General features: G+C 56.7%; 18 protein-coding genes. 4 read left to right on the top strand and 14 right to left on the bottom strand.

Going from position 1 to position 20495, the window contains the following annotated elements; genetic code table 11:
- Positions 1–60 precede the first annotated feature (60 nt).
- A complete protein-coding gene (locus HBOR_RS18130) occupies positions 61–1221 on the top strand; it encodes an ABC transporter substrate-binding protein (RefSeq protein WP_006053332.1) in 1161 nt (386 codons plus the stop codon).
- Positions 1222–1665: 444 nt separating this feature from the next.
- Here HBOR_RS18130 and HBOR_RS18125 read toward each other — a convergent pair whose 3' ends face one another.
- Positions 1666–2004, bottom strand: coding sequence for a hypothetical protein (locus tag HBOR_RS18125; RefSeq protein ID WP_006053331.1), 339 nt, complete (start codon positions 2002–2004; stop codon positions 1666–1668).
- 79 nt (positions 2005–2083) lie between these two features.
- Here HBOR_RS18125 and HBOR_RS18120 point away from each other — a divergent pair, with 79 nt between their 5' ends.
- Entirely contained in the window at positions 2084–2449 is a 366-nt protein-coding gene (locus HBOR_RS18120; RefSeq protein WP_013446652.1) for a winged helix-turn-helix transcriptional regulator, read from the top strand.
- Between the two features lie 3 nt (positions 2450–2452).
- On the opposite strand, the gene HBOR_RS18115 is transcribed toward HBOR_RS18120, so the two are convergent.
- A complete protein-coding gene (locus HBOR_RS18115) occupies positions 2453–3376 on the bottom strand; it encodes a bile acid:sodium symporter family protein (RefSeq protein ID WP_006053329.1) in 924 nt (307 codons plus the stop codon).
- A 441-nt stretch (positions 3377–3817) separates the two neighbouring features.
- Here HBOR_RS18115 and HBOR_RS18110 point away from each other — a divergent pair, with 441 nt between their 5' ends.
- Together HBOR_RS18110 and HBOR_RS18105 are read left to right on the top strand one after the other, a co-directional pair.
- A complete protein-coding gene (locus HBOR_RS18110; protein ID WP_006053328.1) occupies positions 3818–5203 on the top strand; it encodes a sugar porter family MFS transporter in 1386 nt (461 codons plus the stop codon).
- Positions 5204–5497: 294 nt separating this feature from the next.
- Complete coding sequence (locus HBOR_RS18105) at positions 5498–5704, top strand: nucleoside-diphosphate sugar epimerase (protein ID WP_144018731.1); 207 nt, start codon at positions 5498–5500, stop codon at positions 5702–5704.
- A gap of 43 nt (positions 5705–5747) precedes the next feature.
- Here the strand turns inward: HBOR_RS18105 and HBOR_RS18100 are convergent, their stop codons facing one another.
- From HBOR_RS18100 to HBOR_RS18045, 12 genes are all read right to left on the bottom strand, one after another.
- Positions 5748–7280: a SagB family peptide dehydrogenase gene (locus tag HBOR_RS18100; protein WP_006053327.1), complete on the bottom strand. Its 1533-nt coding sequence runs from the start codon at positions 7278–7280 to the stop codon at positions 5748–5750.
- A gap of 195 nt (positions 7281–7475) precedes the next feature.
- Positions 7476–8627: a DUF4382 domain-containing protein gene (locus HBOR_RS18095; protein ID WP_006053326.1), complete on the bottom strand. Its 1152-nt coding sequence runs from the start codon at positions 8625–8627 to the stop codon at positions 7476–7478.
- 213 nt (positions 8628–8840) lie between these two features.
- A complete protein-coding gene (locus tag HBOR_RS18090) occupies positions 8841–9995 on the bottom strand; it encodes an outer membrane protein assembly factor BamB family protein (RefSeq protein ID WP_006053325.1) in 1155 nt (384 codons plus the stop codon).
- A 128-nt stretch (positions 9996–10123) separates the two neighbouring features.
- Positions 10124–11182 carry an outer membrane protein assembly factor BamB family protein gene (locus HBOR_RS18085; RefSeq protein WP_144018730.1) on the bottom strand — a complete coding sequence of 353 codons (1059 nt, stop codon included), beginning with the start codon at positions 11180–11182 and terminating at the stop codon, positions 10124–10126.
- A gap of 262 nt (positions 11183–11444) precedes the next feature.
- Complete coding sequence (locus HBOR_RS18080) at positions 11445–11918, bottom strand: DoxX family protein (protein WP_006053323.1); 474 nt, start codon at positions 11916–11918, stop codon at positions 11445–11447.
- A 291-nt stretch (positions 11919–12209) separates the two neighbouring features.
- The gene (locus tag HBOR_RS18075) at positions 12210–13025 is read right to left on the bottom strand and encodes an alpha/beta fold hydrolase (RefSeq protein ID WP_006053322.1); all 816 of its coding nucleotides are present in this window, start codon (positions 13023–13025) and stop codon (positions 12210–12212) included.
- Between the two features lie 438 nt (positions 13026–13463).
- Positions 13464–13679, bottom strand: a complete 216-nt coding sequence (locus HBOR_RS18070; protein WP_006053321.1) for a hypothetical protein — start codon at positions 13677–13679, stop codon at positions 13464–13466.
- 125 nt (positions 13680–13804) lie between these two features.
- Positions 13805–14269 (bottom strand): universal stress protein, encoded by a 465-nt coding sequence (locus HBOR_RS18065; RefSeq protein ID WP_006053320.1) that lies wholly within the window; start codon positions 14267–14269, stop codon positions 13805–13807.
- A 3-nt stretch (positions 14270–14272) separates the two neighbouring features.
- Positions 14273–15919: a VC_2705 family sodium/solute symporter gene (locus HBOR_RS18060; protein ID WP_006053319.1), complete on the bottom strand. Its 1647-nt coding sequence runs from the start codon at positions 15917–15919 to the stop codon at positions 14273–14275.
- A complete protein-coding gene (locus HBOR_RS18055; RefSeq protein WP_006053318.1) occupies positions 15916–16359 on the bottom strand; it encodes a DUF4212 domain-containing protein in 444 nt (147 codons plus the stop codon). Before HBOR_RS18055 ends, HBOR_RS18060 begins: the two co-directional genes overlap by 4 nt.
- Before the next feature lie 48 nt (positions 16360–16407).
- Complete coding sequence (acs, locus tag HBOR_RS18050; RefSeq protein ID WP_006053317.1) at positions 16408–18402, bottom strand: acetate--CoA ligase; 1995 nt, start codon at positions 18400–18402, stop codon at positions 16408–16410.
- Positions 18403–18598: 196 nt separating this feature from the next.
- On the bottom strand, positions 18599–20371 hold the full coding sequence (locus tag HBOR_RS18045) for a bacterio-opsin activator domain-containing protein (RefSeq protein WP_006053316.1): 1773 nt from the start codon (positions 20369–20371) through the stop codon (positions 18599–18601).
- Between the last annotated feature and the right edge of the window lie 124 nt (positions 20372–20495).

The following is a 20495-nucleotide window of genomic DNA, read 5'->3' as shown; positions in this document are numbered from 1 at the left end:
CTATATTTGGTCTGCCTAAACTTCGACGGGTTTATATACATTTAGGCAACCCTAAACCGTATGGACATAAACCGAAGGCAGTTCATTGGTGTCGGCGCGAGCGCACTGGCAGCCGGTCTGGCCGGCTGTAGCAGTTCCGGGGGAGAGGGGAACACGGAGACGAATACATCGACGAGCACGAGTCAGGGCAAAACGGCGACGAGCACCCCGGAGGACACGAGTTATACGGTGAGCATGTCACCGACCGGTGATGTGACACTCGAGAAGCCACCGGAATCGGTCGCCCACTACTTCCCGGGTTACGCCGACATGGCAGTTGCGCTCGGTCACGGGGATACGATTAACAGCATGGGGCTTCCCTCGCGGTACCACACCAACCATTACACTGAACTCGACGGGGTCAGCATCGACAAGGAGTCGCTAACCAAGTTAGTCGGCGACGCCGGCATCTCCAAGGAGATATTCTACGACCTCGATAGCGATCTCCACATGATCGACCCCCAGTGGCTCATCAAAAATAACACGTTTGGCCTTGACGCCGCGGATATCGAGGAGATCAGCGAGAAGGTGTCCCCATTCTTCGGAAACACCATCTTTAGGCGGACGGACAAATGGCACGATTACCGGTACTACACGCTGTACGATGCGTTCGAAAAAGTAGCGGAAGTCCATCAAGAACAAGAGAAATTCTCGCGTCTCAAATCCTTCCACGATCAGTATATTACGGACATTCAGACGAAACTCCCGGGACCAAACAGTCGGCCGAACGCGCTCCTCTGCTGGCAAGGAAGTAACGAACCGGAAACGTTCTACCCAGCCCGCCTGAGCGGGAAGGGGACGAACAAGAAGGCGTTCCACGACGTCGGTATCACAGACGCACTCTCCGGGACGGGCATCGACGGCCTCTCAGAGAGCAACCGAGGGACGATCGACTACGAAACGGTTCTGGAGATCGATCCCGATTCGATCCTTCTGCGCGGTCACGAGCAGAAGACGCGCGAGGAGTTCGAGAACACGGTTGTCAAGTTCATGAAAAACCACGAGGTCGCCTCCGAACTCCGGGCTGTCAAGAACGGGAAGGTGTTCCGCGGCGGTCCGATCTATCCCGGCCCGCTGCATCACCTGTTCCTCGTCGAGCGGTACGCGACCGGATACTTCCCAGACACCTTCTCGGGCGAACTGTTCGACCGCGAGGAACTCGCCTCGATCATCACGTCGTAGACAGTTCCGAGTCGGGTTTCAGACCCGCGGAACGCGATAGATGTAACTGAGAACACCGCAGGCAGAGCGTCCATACCCGGAGTTGCGGGCGAAGCCGTGATCTTGAATCTCACAATTCGTGAGCGCCGATCACGGGGTCACCCACGCATTTCGGGCAGGTATCCGCCTCGTAGTTTTCGATGCAGTGCTGGTGACAACAGCACCCGCAGTGTTCGCAAACGAACACCCCACCACCGGTTGCACACTGCGCATCACAGAGGTAACACCGGACCATGGTGTTCTGATTGTACGCTGGCTATAGCCATAAATTGCCGTGCTAGAGAATAACTGCCACAGCATTATTCAGCAGGTAGAGCCGTAAGAGAACACCATACTACTGCTGTAGGGTTCCAGATCCTACTCCATCAACACCCGCTCAGAGCACTCAACTGGACAGAAGTACGCCTACGGCTTCTTTGCCTCCAGTCGAGCAACTAGACCGTTTCGGAACATCTCTCGCGTCCCGTCAGGGCCAGTGATAGTCAGAGCCGTCTCCTCGTACGGTGGCGACACCGTTATCTCGTACTCGGCGAACGCACAACACTTCAACTCCGAGGATATGAATCGAGCGGCCGCTAGGAGCGACTCCTCAGTCCCTTCGAACCGTATTTTCAGGCCATCTTCAGATTCCTCAACCCCAACGTAGTTGGTGATGAGACGTGAGCGGACTTCCTCGCTCCGCTCTTTCTCTTGTTCTTCTGTCAGCTCACACGCGACCTCTCGTGACGAGTCGTTTTGACCCATAATACGTCGTTACTTTGAATACGGGAATACTTATACTGTCAAGTCCGAAGTATTAGACTAAGTACGGCCGTTGAAAGCTATGGCAGAAACACCCGCCTCATCGGATGACACGCCAGATGTACAGACTACCGAGACCAACTGCTACTGCCCGCTAGGTGGAGTGATGGAACTGCTCAGTCGCCGATACGCGATGCAAGTGATCTGTGTCGTCGGAGCAATCGGACCAGCCAGATATGGCGAGATAGCGGAGACGTTCGGAGAAGTTAGCAGTTCGACGCTATCGACCCGCCTAGATGAACTTGTCGAGAGGGGATACCTTTCCCGAGAGCAGTACGCGGAGATTCCACCTCGTGTCGAGTACGAACTCACCGAGAGGGGTGATGAACTCCGCGAGAAACTCGATCCCCTCCTTGAGTGGGCAGATGAGCAGGAAAGTTGCGTATAACGTTCAGCGTGGTCGACTGAACCACTTTGCGAGTCCCGCACTCGTCGTCATTTCGATGATCCCGAAGACGACCGCTGGGAGTGTTGCCGCCGTCGGAAAGCCCGCTCCGACAAGCAGGGCGGCCGCCACGGCGAAGTCACGCATCCCGACCGAAAGCGTCGCAGCGATACGCTCTTCACGAGTGAAGTTCCAACCCACGAGCCACCCGGTAGCGTAACCAGTACAATTGAGAACGACTGCGCCGAGCGTGACCAAGCGGAGTACTGCACCGCCATTACGAACGAGCGATGCGTTCGCTGCAGCGACGATTCCGATGATGAGAATCACCATGAGTCCCGACACCGACGGATAGAGGTCGTCATACTGTCCGATGCGGTCTGACCACCGGTATCGGACCCCGACCGCAAGACTCATTGGGAGAACCACAGCGAGCAACAACTGTTCGACGATTAGCAGTGGATCAACCGAAACCGATGCGCCCAGCAAAACGGTGACGACCCCAGGAACGAACACGAGTGTACCGAGGCCGACAACGACAAGGATGACCGTTGCGAGGGCGGTATCGCCCCCGCTGAGTTCAGTCATCGTTGGCGTCACGAGTTCGGGCGTCACTGCGCCAAGGACCACAAATCCGGCCGTAAGTGCAGGGGAAAGGCCAAACGTCCGGGCAATGGCAAACGCAAGCAAGGGCATCCCAGTCTGCACGACGAGAATCGTGAGCAAAACCGGACTGCGAAGTTGACGAAATCGCTCGGGAGCAAGTGTTAGTGAAACCGCACCGATCATAACCGCCAGAATTGGCGTCGACAGTGGCGTAAGAACTGCTACTGACGGGACGGCCAGCCCGACGCCGACTGAGAGAAGTACCCAGATCAGGAGATATTCATCAACCAAAGTTGCAACGCGAGTCACGACACTGTCCGACATCAGTACGGTGTATTTGTTCACACGTGGTTTGGTCGTTTGTATTCTGGTTCACTGCTAGTAGCTACTCTTTGCCGGGGAACCTGATTACGTCCCATCACCGCTAAAGACATCATCTGAGAATGGGATAGTAAAGTTCAGAATACAAATCAGCATTACTATTTCTAGAAATCCTGTATGAAAGTATGATCCACTCCCTAGACCAATATAGGGGAGAATTCGACACGTCTGCGTACGGCGTTATCGAACACGAAGATTCTATTGTCAACAGACCAATACTGGTTCGTGAAATGAGATTTTGTAATCAGTGCTAGTCGTGTTTACAATAGGATTGGTGATAACTCACTCTCATTAAAAAATGAGATAGATCCACACAATTATACATTGATAATGAATCAAAAGATTTCTTAACTAATGTAGTAACTATTGGGATGGAGTCCCATAATGTCAACCTCTAATATACAGGACATTCTGAGCGGAGGTGGTGGTCGATTCGTGTACGTCACCGCCGCGTTGGCCGCTCTCAACGGGCTATTGTTCGGGTTCGATACAGGGATCATTTCGGGAGCATTCCTGTTTATCGAAAATGAATTCACGATGTCCTCGTTGGTGGAGGGGATTGTCGTCAGCGGTGCAATGGCGGGTGCAGCAGTTGGCGCTGCGGTCGGTGGAAAACTCGCAGACCGACTGGGTCGCCGACGGCTCATCCTGATCAGTGCAATCGTCTTCTTCATCGGGTCGCTCACGATGGCGGTTGCGCCAAACGTTCCGGTACTGGTAGCTGGACGACTTATCGACGGCGTCGCAATCGGATTCGCCTCGATTGTCGGCCCACTCTACATTTCGGAAATCGCACCGCCCAAAATCCGCGGGGCGCTCACGTCGTTGAACCAGCTTATGGTTACTGTGGGCATCCTCTCGTCGTACTTCGTGAACTTCGCCCTCGCCGATAGCGAATCGTGGCGAGCCATGCTCGGAGCAGGGATGGTCCCTGCCGTGATCCTCGCTATCGGAATCCTCAAAATGCCGGAGAGCCCGCGCTGGCTCTTCGAGCACGGTAAGGAAGCGGAAGCACGTGCTATCCTCCAGCAGACGCGAAGTGGCGACGTCGAAAAAGAACTCGAGGAGATTCGTGGAACCGTCTCGAAGCAATCGAATACCGGATTGCGCGACCTCCTCGAACCGTGGCTCCGTCCGGCGCTCGTAGTGGGCCTCGGACTCGCCGTCTTCCAGCAGGTGACCGGCATCAACGCCGTCATCTACTACGCACCGACAATCCTCGAATCGACCGAGTTCGGAAATGCAACGTCGATCCTCGCAACGGTAGGCATCGGGGTTATCAACGTCGTGATGACTATCGTTGCAATCGCGCTCATCGACCGCGTCGGTCGGCGGGCGCTCCTCCTCACCGGTGTCGGCGGCATGGTCGTCACACTGGGAATCCTCGGTGCCGTCTTCTACCTACCAGGATTCTCGGGTGGACTCGGTATCATCGCAACGGTCAGCCTCATGCTGTTCGTGGCCTTTTTCGCCATCGGACTTGGACCGGTTTTCTGGCTCCTCATCTCCGAGATTTACCCGCTTGCCGTCCGCGGGAGTGCAATGGGGATAGTTACCGTCGCCAACTGGGGCGCGAATCTCCTCGTGTCGCTCATGTTCCCGGTGATGACCGCTAATCTCGGAACGCCATCGACGTTCTGGGTCTTCGGTGTGTGTAGCCTTGTTGCCCTTGTCTTCACCTACGCACTCGTTCCGGAGACGAAAGGTCGCTCTCTCGAAGCAATCGAGAACGACCTCCGCAAGAATATCGCATCGACCGCCGACGACTAACGCAGTTCTTGTTTTATTTTGTCCGTGAACGCGTAGGGTCGCGTCTCTCGTCGTTTTCGGAAGATGCTGTACAGAGCATGTTATTTTTGGATCAAATTCAAAAACAGGTACTGTATTGGGTCAACTGGAGATAGTATTTTACATGCCAAAAAGGAGGATCAAAACTACCAATTGATTACAACGATAGTGGTGTCACAGTGTAAAATTATAGCTTGAATGCAGAAATCTAGTGTAGCTGGAGTTATTTTTCGTATCTTAGAGAATACGTTGGCAATCGCCCCAAGATACACATCGGTGAATGCTGGCTATATCCGAAGGCTTCACTCTCCGCTTTCGATACTCAGCCTCATCGTCTTCGGGTGGGCCGCTTACGGTCTCGTGAACGGTATCCTAACCACTGAAACCGTGTTCGGTCTCGGATTCTATGCGAGTGGACTTACATCCCTCTACGTCGTCTTCTATCTCGTATTGGGTGGTGGAGAATGCTTCCTCCACCGGTGAAACTAGGTTAACAACTCATACTCATTCACCATCGACGAAGTACCTATTCCACTCGCTTTCCGAACGCAAAAAGCGTCATCGGAGTCTGGTTCGCTGCACGTGGCGAGAGATGTTCGGAGACTAGGTCATCGTAGAACGTGAAGCCGCGTCCACCCAGCGTCCGATGAGCGTACGTCGCAAGATAGAGTCGTCCAAGGCTGATACCGCCCAGCAGTTGTGCCAGTCGATAGCCACGGTTACCGACCTGCTCGACGATGGAGTCAACATCCGCCATTATGTACACGTTTACAGCGGCCTCGCCGACGACGCTTTGGTCGAGTGCGAGATGACCAGCGGTTTGCCGGCTGGTTTCACCGAGGCGTTCGAGAACGGTTGCTTCGGGATGATACTGGTACGCGCCGCTCGGGATACCCTCGACGGCGTGAACGAGGCAGTAGTAATCCACGAGGTGTGAAGCGGCCTCGCCGCAATCGGTTGGAACGCCCCTGAGCGCCCGGTCCAGAATCGTGGCGACTTTGCGGTCGCTAATAGCGTCATGACTGTACTCACGCAGCGATCCGCGACGTTCGATGGTCGTCGTGACTGGACGACTGGACGCGGTCGAAGTGTCAACGGGGTCAAGTGTGACCAGTCGGCCATCGCCCCGGTCGTGTGTCCCAAACGCGTGGTCGTCAACCTCGGTGAACTGCTGACGCCACGCACGGACGGCCTCATTATCCCCAAGTGTGCTCTGTCGCCAAGCGTCAAAGACGAGCGGGTATGCAACGACATGATCCGACAGCGGGACTTCGTCGGGGTCGATCTGTTCGATGTCCTGTGCGTCCGGTGCTGGACTCCCGGACCCGACCGGCACAAGTTCGAGCGGCGCTTCTTCTTCCGGATCGATACCGAGCAGACGCACCACAGGTTCGTCCGCGAAACCGGCGACGACCGACGATTCGTGGCCGAGAGCAGATGCGACAGCCAGCAGAGTAGCGAGAATCGTCCCGGAATCCCAGAACGCGTGACGGTAGGTTCGGTTGCGATACTTCCACGCATTACGCCACCACTGAGAGGTAGCGACGAACGTCATCGGTGCGTTCGCAACCGCCGAGAAGTCGTCTGTCGCCTGTGCGAGTACACCGCGATAATCACCCACCCGAAGCACGTCAAACGACTCGGTATCCGGATCGAAATGGTAGACGCCGGGATCAAGACCATCGACAGCACCGATGACGGCATAGAGATCAACGTGGTAGAGCTTTCCCGTACAGGCAGCGGCCCGAAAGCGCATTTTCCGGCCCCGCCTTTTCAACGTCTTGGTCACACCTGTCGCATAGTGACAGAGCGTTTGGAGCGACTGCGCGTCGAGCGATGGCGGATCAGCATCCAGACGTGGTTCAGGTGACGAAGTGGCGATTGCAGCTAGCGCTGGTTTGTCGAGTGACTGGAGTGACTCCCCGAGCGAAATCTGTGAGATGTCCTCGTAGATCTTGTATGGTCGCGGTTTATTCTCGAAATCGAGCGAGAACGTGTTAGTTCGGACGCGTTCTGGAGTATGTTTCGTTTGTTCGTGGTACTTGCAGGCAGTGACCATAATGTAGAGAGACGGACGACAGCATCAAACGGTTTGGGGCTGGGGATGAGAAATATGAGCAACGTGACGGAATTTGAAACAGAATTACAGCGGTAATTGGAAAACGCTCTATCAGTACCGTCACCGGCGGTCAGTATCGCATGACGTACTGCCGACCGCGTAGAAAAAAGAGATAGCCGGAAGGATACGCGGCGCTTAGCTGTTATCGTCGGACTCGAATTCGTATTCGAGTTCGACCTCCGCATCGTCAACCTGTGCAACCACCGTCAGGGTGTCCGCGTTGGGGACTGCAACTGTGAGTTTGCCATCCGTATCGGTGGTTCCAACAGTCTCGTCGTTCACGACGACCGTCGCGTTCTCGACAGCACTACCGTTCTGCGTCACGCTCAGCGTCGCATTTTCGCCTTGTGAGACAGTGCCGACGAACGTTGCATTCAGTTCCGCATCGGCTTTCTCACCTGCTTGGTTATCTGTTTCGCTGTCGTGGTCGAGCGTCACTTCGAGTTCGGCCTGGTGGTCATCTTTCGTGACCGTGACTTTCAGGTTCTCGTCACGAGGGACACCGAACGTAACCCGGCCGTTCGAATCGGTCGTGCCGACATCCTCTTCGTTGACGAGGACGGTCGCGTTCGCAACCGCCTCTCCGTCGCGGGTGACTTCAACAGTGGCGTTCGCACTCTGCGAGAGATTGCCGACGAACTGGAGTTTCAGGTCCTCACGCCGTTCTTCGTTACCGGTCGGTTTGATCGGAACGTCGGTTCCGGATTCGCTGATGACCGGCTTGAGAATGTACTTTCCGCTGTTGCCAGCCTTGTGGACCGTGATGTCAAAGACGAAGTCCACATCGGAGCCGCTGGTGACGGTGAAATCGTTCGTGAGTTGGAGTTTCTCGCTCGGGAGCTTCACGCGTACCTGTTCACCGTTCTGGAGCGTCGCGTTCACGTTACTGACGTGCACGAACACCTTGCTGTAGGTGCCATTCTGGATGGTGTACTGATTAACGAGCGTGGCGTTCGCGCCTTGGAGCGTCGTCAGATCGACTGTCTCGTTGTCAACCTCGCGTTCGGCCCAGCCGCCACCGTCTGTACCCGCGCGTTCGAAGCCGACGCGCGTAACGGTCACGTTGAGATGCTGGAAGTCGCTGATTGCGTTCTCTTCGTCACTGATGTAGAAGGCGACCGTACCTGCGTCAGGCGACGTTGATGTCGGTGAGGAGGTGGTCTGATCCGCGTCCGTAGTTGGGGAATTCGTTGTCGGGGATCCGGGTGAACCGGAGATCCCACCCGCACAGCCAGCGAGGAGAACCACACTGGCTACGAGGAGCGCTTGGAGAGTCTGTCGTGACATACAGGTCGTCGAATGGCCTATCGGTACTTCAATGGGGATAGCCGTCCAGCCCAATTTAGTCGGGTTACTCCCGTTTAAACGGGCTTTTGAGCCGATTTTTATTTCTCACGACGCCCGGTTAGCCAGAATTAACGAACATATCTGCGGCTTGCGTCACAAGAGAGGAGACGTATCGGTAACCACAAACACGGCAGCAAAGACGACCCGCGCGGGTCATGCCAGATCGAATGCGAGGACGTGACTCTCCGTGCTACCGATATACAGCGTCGTACCGACGACAGCCGGACTACTCCCGAATCCGTTGTGTTCGGTTCCATCATAGGTAATACTCCACTGGATACTGCCGTCGCTATCGACAGCATAGAGCCCGGATTCAACGTTCGCAGACGGGCCAAAGATATGGGCTCCGAAGCAGACGACATCGTTCACAACGACCGGACTACTCCCGATTGCCTGTGCGAACCTCGACTCGGCCCAGCGCGGAGTTCCGTTAGCCGAGGAAACAGCGTACAGTTTCCCAATGATCTCGTCACCGGGGACCATCGATCCCACGTACACCGTCTCGTCACTGACGACAGGCGAGCACGTGATGACCGGCGACAGTTCAACACCGCCGCCGCGGCTTCGATTCAAGTCAAAGGACCACTGGAGGTCGCCAGACTTAGCACGGACTGAATAGAGCACTCCCGAGACGGTGCCGAAGAGGACGCGGCCATCGTCAAGGACCGGACTACTCATTATCGGGCCATCCGCGTCGAAACGCCACAGTATGTCGCCCGTAGCGGCGTCGAGAGCGTACAGCGTTGCATCAGAGCTACCGACGTACACGGTCCCATCAAGGACCGCAGGCGAACTGATCACGCCATCGTTCGTTTCGTGTTGCCACAGCAGACGACCAGTCTCGGCGTCGAATGCATAGAGATAGCCCGTTTCAGGCCACTGCACATCGTAGTATGCGTTACACTCCTCTGTCCGACAGTGCGCACCAATATACACGACGCCATTCTTCACAGTCGGACTACTCCGGACGATTCCACGCGTTCCGTATATCCACCGTTCCTCGCCGGTTTTCGCGTCGAGCGCGTAGATATTCCTATCGAAGGAGCCGAAGTAGACCATCCCGTTTGCGACTGCGGGACTTCCATCAATCCGGTCCCCTGTTTGGTATCGCCACTGCAGGTTACCCGTCTCGCTCGACATCGCATACAGATTCCCGTCGTAACACCCGACGTATAACATCCCATCTGCAACGACCGGACTCGACCACACCGCACCGTCAGTCTCCGAGGACCACCGAATCGATGGTTGCGCTACGACGGCGCGTTCGCTGGTGAACGCCCGTTGGTGCGTACTATCGTGCAAGAACATCGACCAACGGTTTGGAGTACCGGAAGCTGAATTCCCAGAACTCACATCTTGGCCGCTTCGAGGCGCAGCACAGCCAGTCACACTCACAGTCAGCACTGTCCCGGACGCCGCTAACAGTTCGCGTCGTTTCATTGGTACGCGAAATCTACCCGGCTTCCCGCACTAGTTGCAGCTTCGAGGGATGAGACGACTGTCGGAGACGAAAAAAGACCCGCGTCGGGGTCAGTGAACTCCCACCGTTGTTCGCCAGAAGCTGACTCGACCGCGTATAGCGATCCGTCGGTAGCTCCGACGTAGACAACTCCTTCCAAGACGGTCGGCGAAGATGCGATCAAGCCAGCGGGATCAGTGAACGACCAGTGCTCTGTTCCATCTTCGGCGGAAAGCGCTCGCAGCGTGCCGTCGAGAACTCCCACATACACGACCCCTTCGACGACCGTTGGTGAGGAGTCGATTCCAGTTCTCGGAACGTCGGCCGTCCACGTTGTGTTCCCCGTGTCGGCGTCGATAGCTAACAGACGCTCCCACGAGCCAACGAAAACAGTCCCATCAGTTACCTCCGGCGACGAGTATACGGGTCCAGTCGGGTCATCGGATACCCAGACTTGCTCGCCGCTCTCAGCGTCAACCGCGTATAGTCGCCGGTCATCAGCCCCGACGTAAACGATGCCCTGCGAAACGGTTGGCGACGACGAGACCGGACCGACGGGCTTTTCGAACGTCCAGACTTGGTCACCAGTGTCTGCATCAACTGCGTACAGCGTTTTATCGTCTGCGCCGACAAAGACAGTTCCGTCAGAAACGGTCGGTGACGAAGACACCTTGCCTGTTGGTTCGTCGAACGTCCAGATTCGGTCGCCGCTCTCTGTATCAACTGCATACAGCACGCCGTCATCCGCACCGAAATACACAGCACTTCCCGACACGGTCGGCGACGAGACGATTGGTTCGCTTGGCTTGGAGAACGTCCACGCACGCGTTCCGGCTGTCGCTTCGACAGCGTACAGCGTTCCGTCGCCTGCACCGACGTAGACCGTACCATCCATTACTGTTGGAGCGGAGTGGATCGCTCCGGATGGCGCTGTAAACGACCATCTGGAGGTTCCCGAACGACTATCGACAGCGTACAGCGTACCGTTATCTGTTCCGGTATACACTACTGATGTGTTAGTTTGGAGGGCGTTCATATCGAATCGCAACGACAAGGGAGTGTTGTCAGCGAAAATACTTCAATTTTATTTCATTTTAGACCGTGCCATCGTGAATCGTATCGACTCATCGACCGTTGAGACGAAAACAAAGTTGACCGATGCGGCCGCGACCGGCATCGCAGCTTAGGGACTGCTCATCCTGCTCGGCGGGGTACTGTGACGATAGGTCGATACGAAGAAATGCAGTAGGTGCGGACCGCTATCGGTGAAGCTGACAAGAAGTGTTGGTGAGAGGTCCTTAGACGCTGCGACCTAACGTTTCTTCACCCAAGCTCGGAACCAGCTCCCGGCCGAGGACGACCACTTCCAACGAGTATCGTCCCGGGCCGAGGAAGACGAGTGCGAGCACGCCAAAGAACAGCACGAGCGTAAACTCGATGCCACCGTCGCCGACTCCAAATCCATTGGGAAGATGGACCAACACAGTCGCAACGGCCATATCAACTGTAAGGAGGAGGGACGCGACCCTGGTAAACACTCCGAGCAGGAGCAGCAAGCCACCGACTACCTCAACGAGCGTGACAATCCACGCCATGATTCCGGGAAGCGGGATGCCGAGTTGTGTAAAAAAGCCGGTGACGCCCGAGACGCCGGCCCCGTTCGCCAAGGGCCCGATGTCCAACTTTCCGAATCCGTGCACCGCGAAGACAACACCAAGTCCGAGTCGTAGTAACAATGCACTGACGTCAGTCTCTCGACTATCTTCTGTCATTGGCGGATCACTAGTATCAATAGTTTTACAGTACAATAAATGTATCCCAGAGAACTGGCAACGGACGTTAATCTGCTGAATCGGTGTGAGCACAGTGAAAAAGGGATACATATCGAAGACGAGTGAAATAGCCGTCCGGTAGAGCGACGAGCCGAGCGTTTACGATACAGACCTTCTTTTTGAAACTAGTCCCGGTTGCGAAATGTCCTGTAGTCTCTATTTGAATCCTCAGTGATTGACAGGATCGGCGTGCAACAGACAGAGCGTGCATGCAACAAGACAAGCGCGGCTCTACTCTGTCTCAATTGGAGTCTGGTCCGTGAGGAACGTCCGAACTGTACTGTTGAAGAACTCCGGGTTGTCCCAAGGAGAAGCATGACCTGCGTCAAGGACTTCTTGAACGATTGAGTCAGGGATTTGCGCGGACAGTGTCGGCACGTGGCGTCTGATAATCGAGGTTTCGTGTTCTCCATAAAGAATGAGTGTCGGGACGGTGATTGAGGAGAGATTGACGTCGGTGGTATGGAAGCCAGCAACTGCCTTGACAGCATTCACGGCGTCTACGGTATCCATATCCGGGAAGGCATCCGCCCGGAGAGCCGGAGTCTGATTCCGCTCCAGTTTGCGTCCGAACCACAGTATGAAACCCTTCGCACGATTGTACCCCACGAGGCGAATGAGCCCCGCCATGGCATTCATCAGTGTCAATCGCTCGATGCGGTCGCGCCGGCTCAGAAATGTCGGGGAGAACGTGTCCGCGAGGACAAGGGCGCTGAGCTGATCCGGATAGCGACTCGCGTAGACTTGGGCGATCATCCCACCCATCGAGACTCCACAGAGAATCGGACGGTCAAGGCCCATTTCGGTGATGAATGCGTGAAGGTCTTCTGCCAGCTGGTCGATTGAGTACGGTGTGTGGTGAGGGTTCGGGGTGTTGCCGTGGCCTCGGAGATCGTATGCAATGGCGGTGTGGGTGTCGCTGAACGCTTGCAACTGTTGTGTTGCTGCTGAATGATCGGACAATGCGCCGGGTATGAAGATGATCGGTGGGCCAGTTCCACACACCTTGTAGTAGGTCTCAATATCGTCCGTTTGAATGCTGGGCATTACCCACGAATACGACATCACACGAGATGGAGTTGCCGTAGGAACCGAAAAACAGGTCCCTCACAACCTACAGACTACTCCAGATACAACGGTACGTCTGTAGAAATACAACAACCGAATGCGGACTATGCGCTCTGTATTCAGCACGGTCTCGACAACCGATCACCAATTGAGGATTGCAATAGAGCCATCCGGTACTAAACGAACAGTTCCGGAATCAGGATGAATAGAAGCCCCATATTCATAACAACCGATATAGTCAGTGACCTAATATCTCCCCCTCATGAGCGATTGTATCTGGATTGTACATAATCGCATTAGTCACGGTGGGACTCTACATATTTGGACGTTTTAACGCAGTGTTTGTATTGTTTTGAGATGTTATGCCGGTGTCATAGCCTTCTTCGGCGTTATTGAATTTGGGTTATTTCTAACGCATCACTCGCGCTCGCGTGCGGCCTCCAACGAGGCGAAAAAGCCGTAGTACGCGACGACGCCCGCACCCAGACAGAGGTAGTAGGCCCACTGCGGCCCGTTCAGTACGTCGAACAGGACCGACACGCCCGTCACCCACACGAGCGCGAACAACAGGTCAGTCAGCATCCCCGAACGATGTTCGCGTACGTGGTTGCGAATCGTCTCGGCGAGGCTCATGGCCAGTCACTCCCGTTCGGCGGTGTGTGAGATTGATTCATTCTCGTGTGAGGTTGACGCACGTTCTCGTGTGGGACGTGGCATGCGTCAACTGCCTCGGGGTATCCGCCTTGCATCTTGATGAATTACGCGTCTTTCTCGTGGGCATCGACGACGAGCACGGGAAGCCGAGTTCGCCGGAGAACCTTCTCGGTTACACTCCCGAGGATGACCCGAGAGAGTCCGGAACGACCGTGCGACCCCATCACAATGAGGTCGATGTCGTTGTCTTCCACGAACTTTCTGATGGCCCGTGCCGGTTCGCCAGCCGTGACGTGTTCTTCGACGGTGAGTCCGTGTTCGGACGCGATGTCCGCGACGTATCCAGTCGCTTCGTCGGCCTCCGCTCTCACTTCGGGCATCTCGTCGAGGTGTCCCTGTCGGATGCGGTCAACCTGTTCTGTGCCCAGCGAGTAACTGGTCGCATCGACATCGATGACGTACAGTGCATGGACTGTCGAGCCGTACTTCGAGGCGATGTCAATCGCCTGATCAACTGCGTACTCCGCCGTTTCGCTCCCGTCAGTCGGAACGAGGATGTGTTCGTACATTGGTTAGTCGTCCGCGGGGGTCTGGCCCCCGTCGGTACTCACAACGTCTTCTGCAGACTGTTGCTGTCCCATCGGTTCGGGACTGTGGCACTGTCGAACCATCTTCTTGATCCGCTGTGGCGGTTCATCCGTCGCCAGTGAAACGGCAATCGTGACGATGAACACCAGTGGCGTCCCGACGAGAGCGGCGCCGATAGCCGGCACGAATTCAGCGAAGGCGTCGCTGAAGTGGAAGATGAGGTCGTTGACGACCGCGGCAACCCAGAGCGTGAGGCCGACGGTCATCCCGGCGAGCGCTCCCTGCCGGTTCGTGTTCTCCCACCAGAGTCCGAGGAAGAACATCGGGAACAGCACGATGGCCGCGAGCGAGAACGCCAGTGCGACTAGTTCGCCGACGAGCGCCGGCGGGTCGAACGCGGTAATCGTCACGATGAGACCCAGTGCGACAATCGTGGCCCGGCCGACCAGCACTTGCTGGCGCTGGGTCGCGTCAGGATTGACGATGTTCGTGTAGATGTCGTGCGAGACGGCAGACGAGGCCGTGATGAACAGTCCGGCCGTCGTCGCAATCGCGGCGGCGATACCGCCTGCGGCCACGAGGCCGACGAACCACGTCGGCAGATTCGAGAGTTGAGCCGCCAGCACCACGATGAGGTCACCTTCACCGCCACTCATGCCGCCGTTCGCAGCGAACGTCGGACCGTACTGCGAGGCGTTGTAGAGATCGACACCGAACGCCGCCAGCGCGGGGGCGCTCCAGTACAGAAGCAGGATGAAAAACAGCCCCCAGACGGTGGACTGACGGGCGGTCTTTTCGTTTTCGACCGTATAGAACCGCACCAACACGTGCGGGAGGCCACAGGTCCCGAAGATAAGCGAGAACGCCGTGGCGATCCAGAGGTAGAATCCCGCGTTGGCGAACGGTTCTGAGAACTCCGCCGAGAGCTGACCGATCAGCTGTCCGTACTCGATCTGTGGCAACACCGTCGAGTAGCCGCCGGTGAAGCCGACGACGTAGACGGCCGTCAGGAATGCGACGATGAGGATGACGTACTGGACGGCCATGTTCTTGGTTGCGCCCATCATTCCGGAGATGGTCAGATATCCGACCGTAATGGCCATCATCACGACGACCATCGTGATATAGTCGGTCCCGAAAACGTACAGGCCGACGAGGCCCATGCCGCGTGCTTGCCCGACCGAGTAGACGAACCCGATGAGAATCGTTGTGAGCGCGCCGATAGCGCGTGCAGTGTCCGAGTTGAAACGGTCACCGACGAAGTCGGGTGCGGTGTACTTCCCGAACCGGCGCATCTGCGCGGCTAGGAAGATGAGGAGGACGAAGTAGCCGGTCGTCCACCCGATGATGAAGGCGAGGCCGTAGAAGCCCGCGAGGGCAACTAAGCCTGCCAGTCCAAGATACGAGGCGGCCGACATCCAGTTGGCACCGATTGCCATGCCGTTTTCGATATTCCCGATGGAACGACCGGCAACCCACATCCCCTCGGTGTCGGCGACCTTGAACACGTAGCCGATAACGAGGAAGAGGGTCAACATTCCCACGACCATGATGGCCGGGATGAGTTTGAACGAGATGTTGAGCGCCTCGGGGAGCAGATCACTCGACTGGAGAAGAATACTCGTCGTCATTCGATACTCCCCCCGTCGGTGACGGCGGTTTCACCGCCTTTCTCACTCGACGTGTCTTCCGTCGTGGTTGTGTGGTCGATGCCGTACTTCTCGTCGAGTTGGTCACGCTTGCGGGAGTAGATGAACGCGAGCACGAGCGAACTGGTCGGCGTTAAGACTGCGACCAAGAAGTAGTGTGCCGGGAAGCCGATAACCGGTAGCTGCGTGGTCATTAACTCCGGCGCGAAGTAGGTCAGGACCGGCGGCCCGAACGTGAGGAGTGCCCACGTGATAAAGCTGACCCAGACCACCTTCAAGTGGTCCCGCATGAACGGGGTGCTCGGTTTCAGCAGGTTCACCTCTCTGTTTAGGTAATCGATCTGTTCGTGCCGGGCGGCCGTGTCACGACCGGCTTGCGTCTCGTGTGAGTCAATCTCTGACTCAGTCGTTTCGTTTGACATAGTTTGTCCGTCTTGTCTTGTTTCTCGATAATGTGGTGTTGAGTTCTATCAGTCGCTCTGCGCGTTGACCTTCGATTCGATCTCCTCGACGATTTCGGGGTTTCGGAGCGTCGATGTATTGCCGAGTTCGTCCCCGTTCGCTACGTCTTCGAGCAGGCGGCGCATGATTTTCCCCGAGCGTGTCTTCGGTAGTTCGGGCGTAAAGACGACCTCTTCGGGCCGTGCGATGGGGCCGATTGCGTCGTTGACGCCTTCGATGATGCGTTCGTGAAAGTCGCTGTCGCCCTCGTAGCCGTCTTCAGTAATGACGTAGGCGTAGACAGCCTCACCTTTGATATCGTGGGTGCCGCCGACGACTGCGGCTTCTGCGACGCCCTCGACGCCGACGATGGCTGACTCGATTTCCATCGTTCCGAGGCGGTGTCCGGAGACATTGATTACGTCGTCCACTCGGCCGAGGATGGTGATGTAGCCGTCCGCATCGATTTTTGCACCGTCCTCGGGGAAGTACACCCAGTCGTCAGGGTCGTCGCTGTCAGTGTCGGAGTATTCCTCCCAGTACTCGGAGATGTAGCGTTCGTCGTTGTTATACAGCGTCCGGAGCATACCGGGCCACGGCTTGTTCACCGTGAGGTAGCCTGCCCGCCCGGCTTCGACCTCGTCTCCGGTCGTGTCAACAATTTGGGCGTCGATACCAGGAAGCGGCGGACCGGCCGCACCGGGTTTCATCGTAGAGATTCCCGGCAATGTCGTAATCATCATACCGCCGGTTTCGGTCTGCCACCACGTATCGACAATTGGGCACTCCCCGTTGCCGATATGCTCGTGGTACCACTTCCACGCACGCGGGTTGATCGGTTCGCCAACGGTTCCGAGGAGGCGGAGCGACGACAGATCACGCGACTCGGGGAATTTCTCACCCCACTTCATGAACGCACGAATCGCCGTCGGTGCCGTATAGAAGATATCGACCGAATACTTCTCGACGATTTCCCACAGGCGGTCGCACTCGGGGTAGTCGGGAGTCCCCTCGTACATCACCGTCGTCGTGCCGAGTGCAAGCGGGCCGTAGACGATGTACGAGTGGCCCGTGATCCAACCGATGTCCGCAGAGCACCAGTAGGTGTCTTCGGGTTCGATATCGAGGACTGCATGCGATGTCCACGCCGCGTACGAAAGGTACCCGCCGGTGGTGTGTTTGACCCCCTTGGGCTGGCCGGTCGTTCCCGACGTGTACATCAAAAAGATCATGTCTTCGGCGTCTCGTTCGACGGGTTCGACGCGATGACCGTCGTGTTCGGCCAGTAAGTCGTCCCAGTCGTGCTGGTTGTCCCGCAGGTCACGGTCGAAGCCATCGCCGCCGAGTCTATCGACCACGACGACGGATTCGACATCGTGATCGACACCGTCGAGGCCCTCGTTCGCCTTGTCGAGATGGTCGAGGGAGTCACCGCGACGGTAGTAGCCGTCACAGGTGACGAGATACTCCGAGTCGGCGGAGTTCATTCGTGTCGCAAGTGCTTCGGCGGAGAACCCGGCGAACACCACCGAGTGTGGCGCACCGATTCGAGCGCACGCGAGCATAGCGATGGGCAACTCGGGAATCATCGGCATGTAGAGGGTGACGACATCGTCTTCCTCGACACCCTGTGCGCGAAGTGCAGCCGAAAACTCGTTGACCTCGCGGTAGAGGTCTTGGTACGTGTACGTGCGCGTCTCGCCGAGTTCACCCTCCCACTTGATGGCGGCGCGGTTCTTGTCGCCGTTTTCGACGTGGCGGTCCAGACAGTTGTAAGAGGCGTTCAGTTTGCCCTCGGTGAACCACTTGTAGAAGGGCGGATTCGAATCGTCGAGGACCTGTTCGTACTCGTCGTCCCAATCGAGCAGGTCGGCGGCCCGTTCCCAGCATTCGGGCCAGTTCGCCGCGAACTCGTCGTATATCGACGAATCCGAGACGTTCGCCTGCGCGACGAAATCCTCAGGTGGTTCGAACGCTACTTCGTCTTCCAGCCGTGTCTCCATTTCAATGTCACCATCTACCATAGTTCATGCTAACGAGCCACGACAAAGGACATAAGTAGTCCATCTAACTATCAAAAATAGTCAGAAAGTAGATACGTATTAATGATTGGCGCAAAATATCTACTCATAGGCACTGATACCCGAGAATAGCTATTTCTAGTATGCAGTAGTAAATATTAGATAGTAATGAATGATTGTGCGTCAGTTGTTCCCATCCCTAAAGGCCTAGGGTCGAGTCTTGCCCCTCGGATTCATCGTCGAAGAAAGACGTGAGGAGTTTCTGCTGGGCAGTTCGAAGATGTTGATGCAGCGTTGGTGAGGAGATATCGATGGAATCGGCGAGGTCCTCGGCGGTACTGCCGCGTGGCCATTCGAAGTAACCGGCAAGGTAGGCCGCCCGCAAAACTGACTGTTGCTTATCAGTGAGTCGCGTCGCCAGGGACTGCCGAAAGTCGGCCGTGTTACGGGCGGGGCGTTCGATCTCTTGTTTGGCCACGAGTTCGGTGTCTGGATACGTGTCGGTGAGATCGGCCATGACGTCCCGCAGTGGCGTTTCGTTCGAAAACTCGCCGGCGAAACGGGCGACACCGTCCTCCGCGACGAACTGCGAAACGGTGCCGTCGTAGGAGGTGAGCGTCATAATTGTCGATCCAGCGGAAAGGGCGACTTCGAGGAGTGACTCCTCACCACGGTCACGAATCAAACGGATGTTTTCGACCGCTTCCGCCGCCATTAGCTCGTCGAACACTGCTTCGGTCGCCGCGCCGCGGACAGTGAGGAAACACAGTAAGGACTGTGCTTCAATGGGAACGACCCCACGAAGACGAACCGTACAACTGAGGTCCGCGGAGAGTCGAACCAATAGGTCGTTGTGGTCCGAGCACTGAAACTCCAGTTGAACGACCGTATCGGCCAGCAGTAATTTTCTGCGCTCTGCGGCGGTGATAGCCTGCCCGATGTGGTGTCCAAGCGTCAACAACACGTCCGCTTCGGGGTCGGTCACGTCACCCCGGTCGAGTGCGAGATACAGAACTCCGTACACGGTTTCGCCATGAACCAGTGGGACGACGGCGAGCGATCCACGTGCGGTCCCCGTAGGGAGGTCAGCGGCCGTAGCCGTCTGTACGGTACGGGTCCGAGATGCACGGTCGGCGGAATCGGTATCCCGACCCGAGAGCGACTGACGGATTGCTTCCAGCGAGGCCTCGTCGAGACCAGCGGCGGCGGCGAGCGATGCCCGCGCGTCGGTTGTATCCGATTCGATCCACGCGAACTGATAGAGAGCTGAATCACTGAACCGATCACAGACAGTCTGTTCGACTTCGTTACGCGTACTGACGGTCGGGAGCGCCGAGCCAACGGTTCGGGCAGTCTCTACGACCTGCCGCAACCGGTCTGTCTCGACCTGGTTAGGCTCCACGTCACTCTCATCGGATTCCGGCGAGAGCGCGTCAAGTATTGCGTCTTCTCCCGGATCATCGAGGAGCGGAGCAAGACTTTCTATCCGGTCCCACCCGCCGATACGCATAACGATAGACGGGTGGATACCGTCAGAGAGCAGTGTTCGGGCGAAGTACCGTCGGAGGTCGCGCGAGGAGACGTCAACTAATTCCTCGCGGCCGGTCTTTTCGGCGGCCCGCTCACCGACTGACGACACGAGCATCTGCAGACGCCGTGGGGTGACCGGGAACACTCGTTCCGTCTCATCGATATTGTTGGCCCGGACGTACTTGCGAACGTCGTGTTCGACATCGCTCGGCAGATACGCGTTTCGACCATCGGCCGGGACGGCGAGTAGATACAGGTCCGTTCCACGATGTGTCCGACGAACTACATGTGTGGGCTTGAACTGGCTCATTTCGGCCGGCTTGAGACCCACTTCCGCACCCAGTCGGAGTACGAGGTCCTCTCGATACGTTTCGGTTGCCCGCCGCAGTCGCTCGTAGTCCCCCTCGGCCAACTGCGTCGTACCGGACTTCGTACGCCCCATTCTTTCGCTTATTCTACCTAAAGCGAACTAAATCGTTCGGTGGCGGGGGTATTTTCGGTCGGTGAGAGGTGTATTTCACGCGATAGAACCGATCACTCTCCGAGCATCGGTTTCGGCTTATCAA

Origin of the sequence: Halogeometricum borinquense DSM 11551 (genome assembly GCF_000172995.2) — an archaeon.
Classification (GTDB): Archaea; Halobacteriota; Halobacteria; order Halobacteriales; family Haloferacaceae; genus Halogeometricum; species Halogeometricum borinquense.
This window is presented reverse-complemented; position numbering and strand designations above follow the sequence as displayed.

Coding starts and splice junctions, on each gene's coding strand:
- HBOR_RS18130 (WP_006053332.1), top strand. CDS start 61: ATGGACATAAACCGAAGGCAGTTCATTGGTGTCGGCGCGAGCGCACTG.
- HBOR_RS18125 (WP_006053331.1), bottom strand. CDS start 2,004: ATGGGTCAAAACGACTCGTCACGAGAGGTCGCGTGTGAGCTGACAGAA.
- HBOR_RS18120 (WP_013446652.1), top strand. CDS start 2,084: ATGGCAGAAACACCCGCCTCATCGGATGACACGCCAGATGTACAGACT.
- HBOR_RS18115 (WP_006053329.1), bottom strand. CDS start 3,376: ATGTCGGACAGTGTCGTGACTCGCGTTGCAACTTTGGTTGATGAATAT.
- HBOR_RS18110 (WP_006053328.1), top strand. CDS start 3,818: ATGTCAACCTCTAATATACAGGACATTCTGAGCGGAGGTGGTGGTCGA.
- HBOR_RS18100 (WP_006053327.1), bottom strand. CDS start 7,280: ATGGTCACTGCCTGCAAGTACCACGAACAAACGAAACATACTCCAGAA.
- HBOR_RS18095 (WP_006053326.1), bottom strand. CDS start 8,627: ATGTCACGACAGACTCTCCAAGCGCTCCTCGTAGCCAGTGTGGTTCTC.
- HBOR_RS18090 (WP_006053325.1), bottom strand. CDS start 9,995: ATGTTCTTGCACGATAGTACGCACCAACGGGCGTTCACCAGCGAACGC.
- HBOR_RS18085 (WP_144018730.1), bottom strand. CDS start 11,182: ATGAACGCCCTCCAAACTAACACATCAGTAGTGTATACCGGAACAGAT.
- HBOR_RS18080 (WP_006053323.1), bottom strand. CDS start 11,918: ATGACAGAAGATAGTCGAGAGACTGACGTCAGTGCATTGTTACTACGA.
- HBOR_RS18075 (WP_006053322.1), bottom strand. CDS start 13,025: ATGCCCAGCATTCAAACGGACGATATTGAGACCTACTACAAGGTGTGT.
- HBOR_RS18070 (WP_006053321.1), bottom strand. CDS start 13,679: ATGAGCCTCGCCGAGACGATTCGCAACCACGTACGCGAACATCGTTCG.
- HBOR_RS18065 (WP_006053320.1), bottom strand. CDS start 14,269: ATGTACGAACACATCCTCGTTCCGACTGACGGGAGCGAAACGGCGGAG.
- HBOR_RS18060 (WP_006053319.1), bottom strand. CDS start 15,919: ATGACGACGAGTATTCTTCTCCAGTCGAGTGATCTGCTCCCCGAGGCG.
- HBOR_RS18055 (WP_006053318.1), bottom strand. CDS start 16,359: ATGTCAAACGAAACGACTGAGTCAGAGATTGACTCACACGAGACGCAA.
- acs (WP_006053317.1), bottom strand. CDS start 18,402: ATGGTAGATGGTGACATTGAAATGGAGACACGGCTGGAAGACGAAGTA.
- HBOR_RS18045 (WP_006053316.1), bottom strand. CDS start 20,371: ATGGGGCGTACGAAGTCCGGTACGACGCAGTTGGCCGAGGGGGACTAC.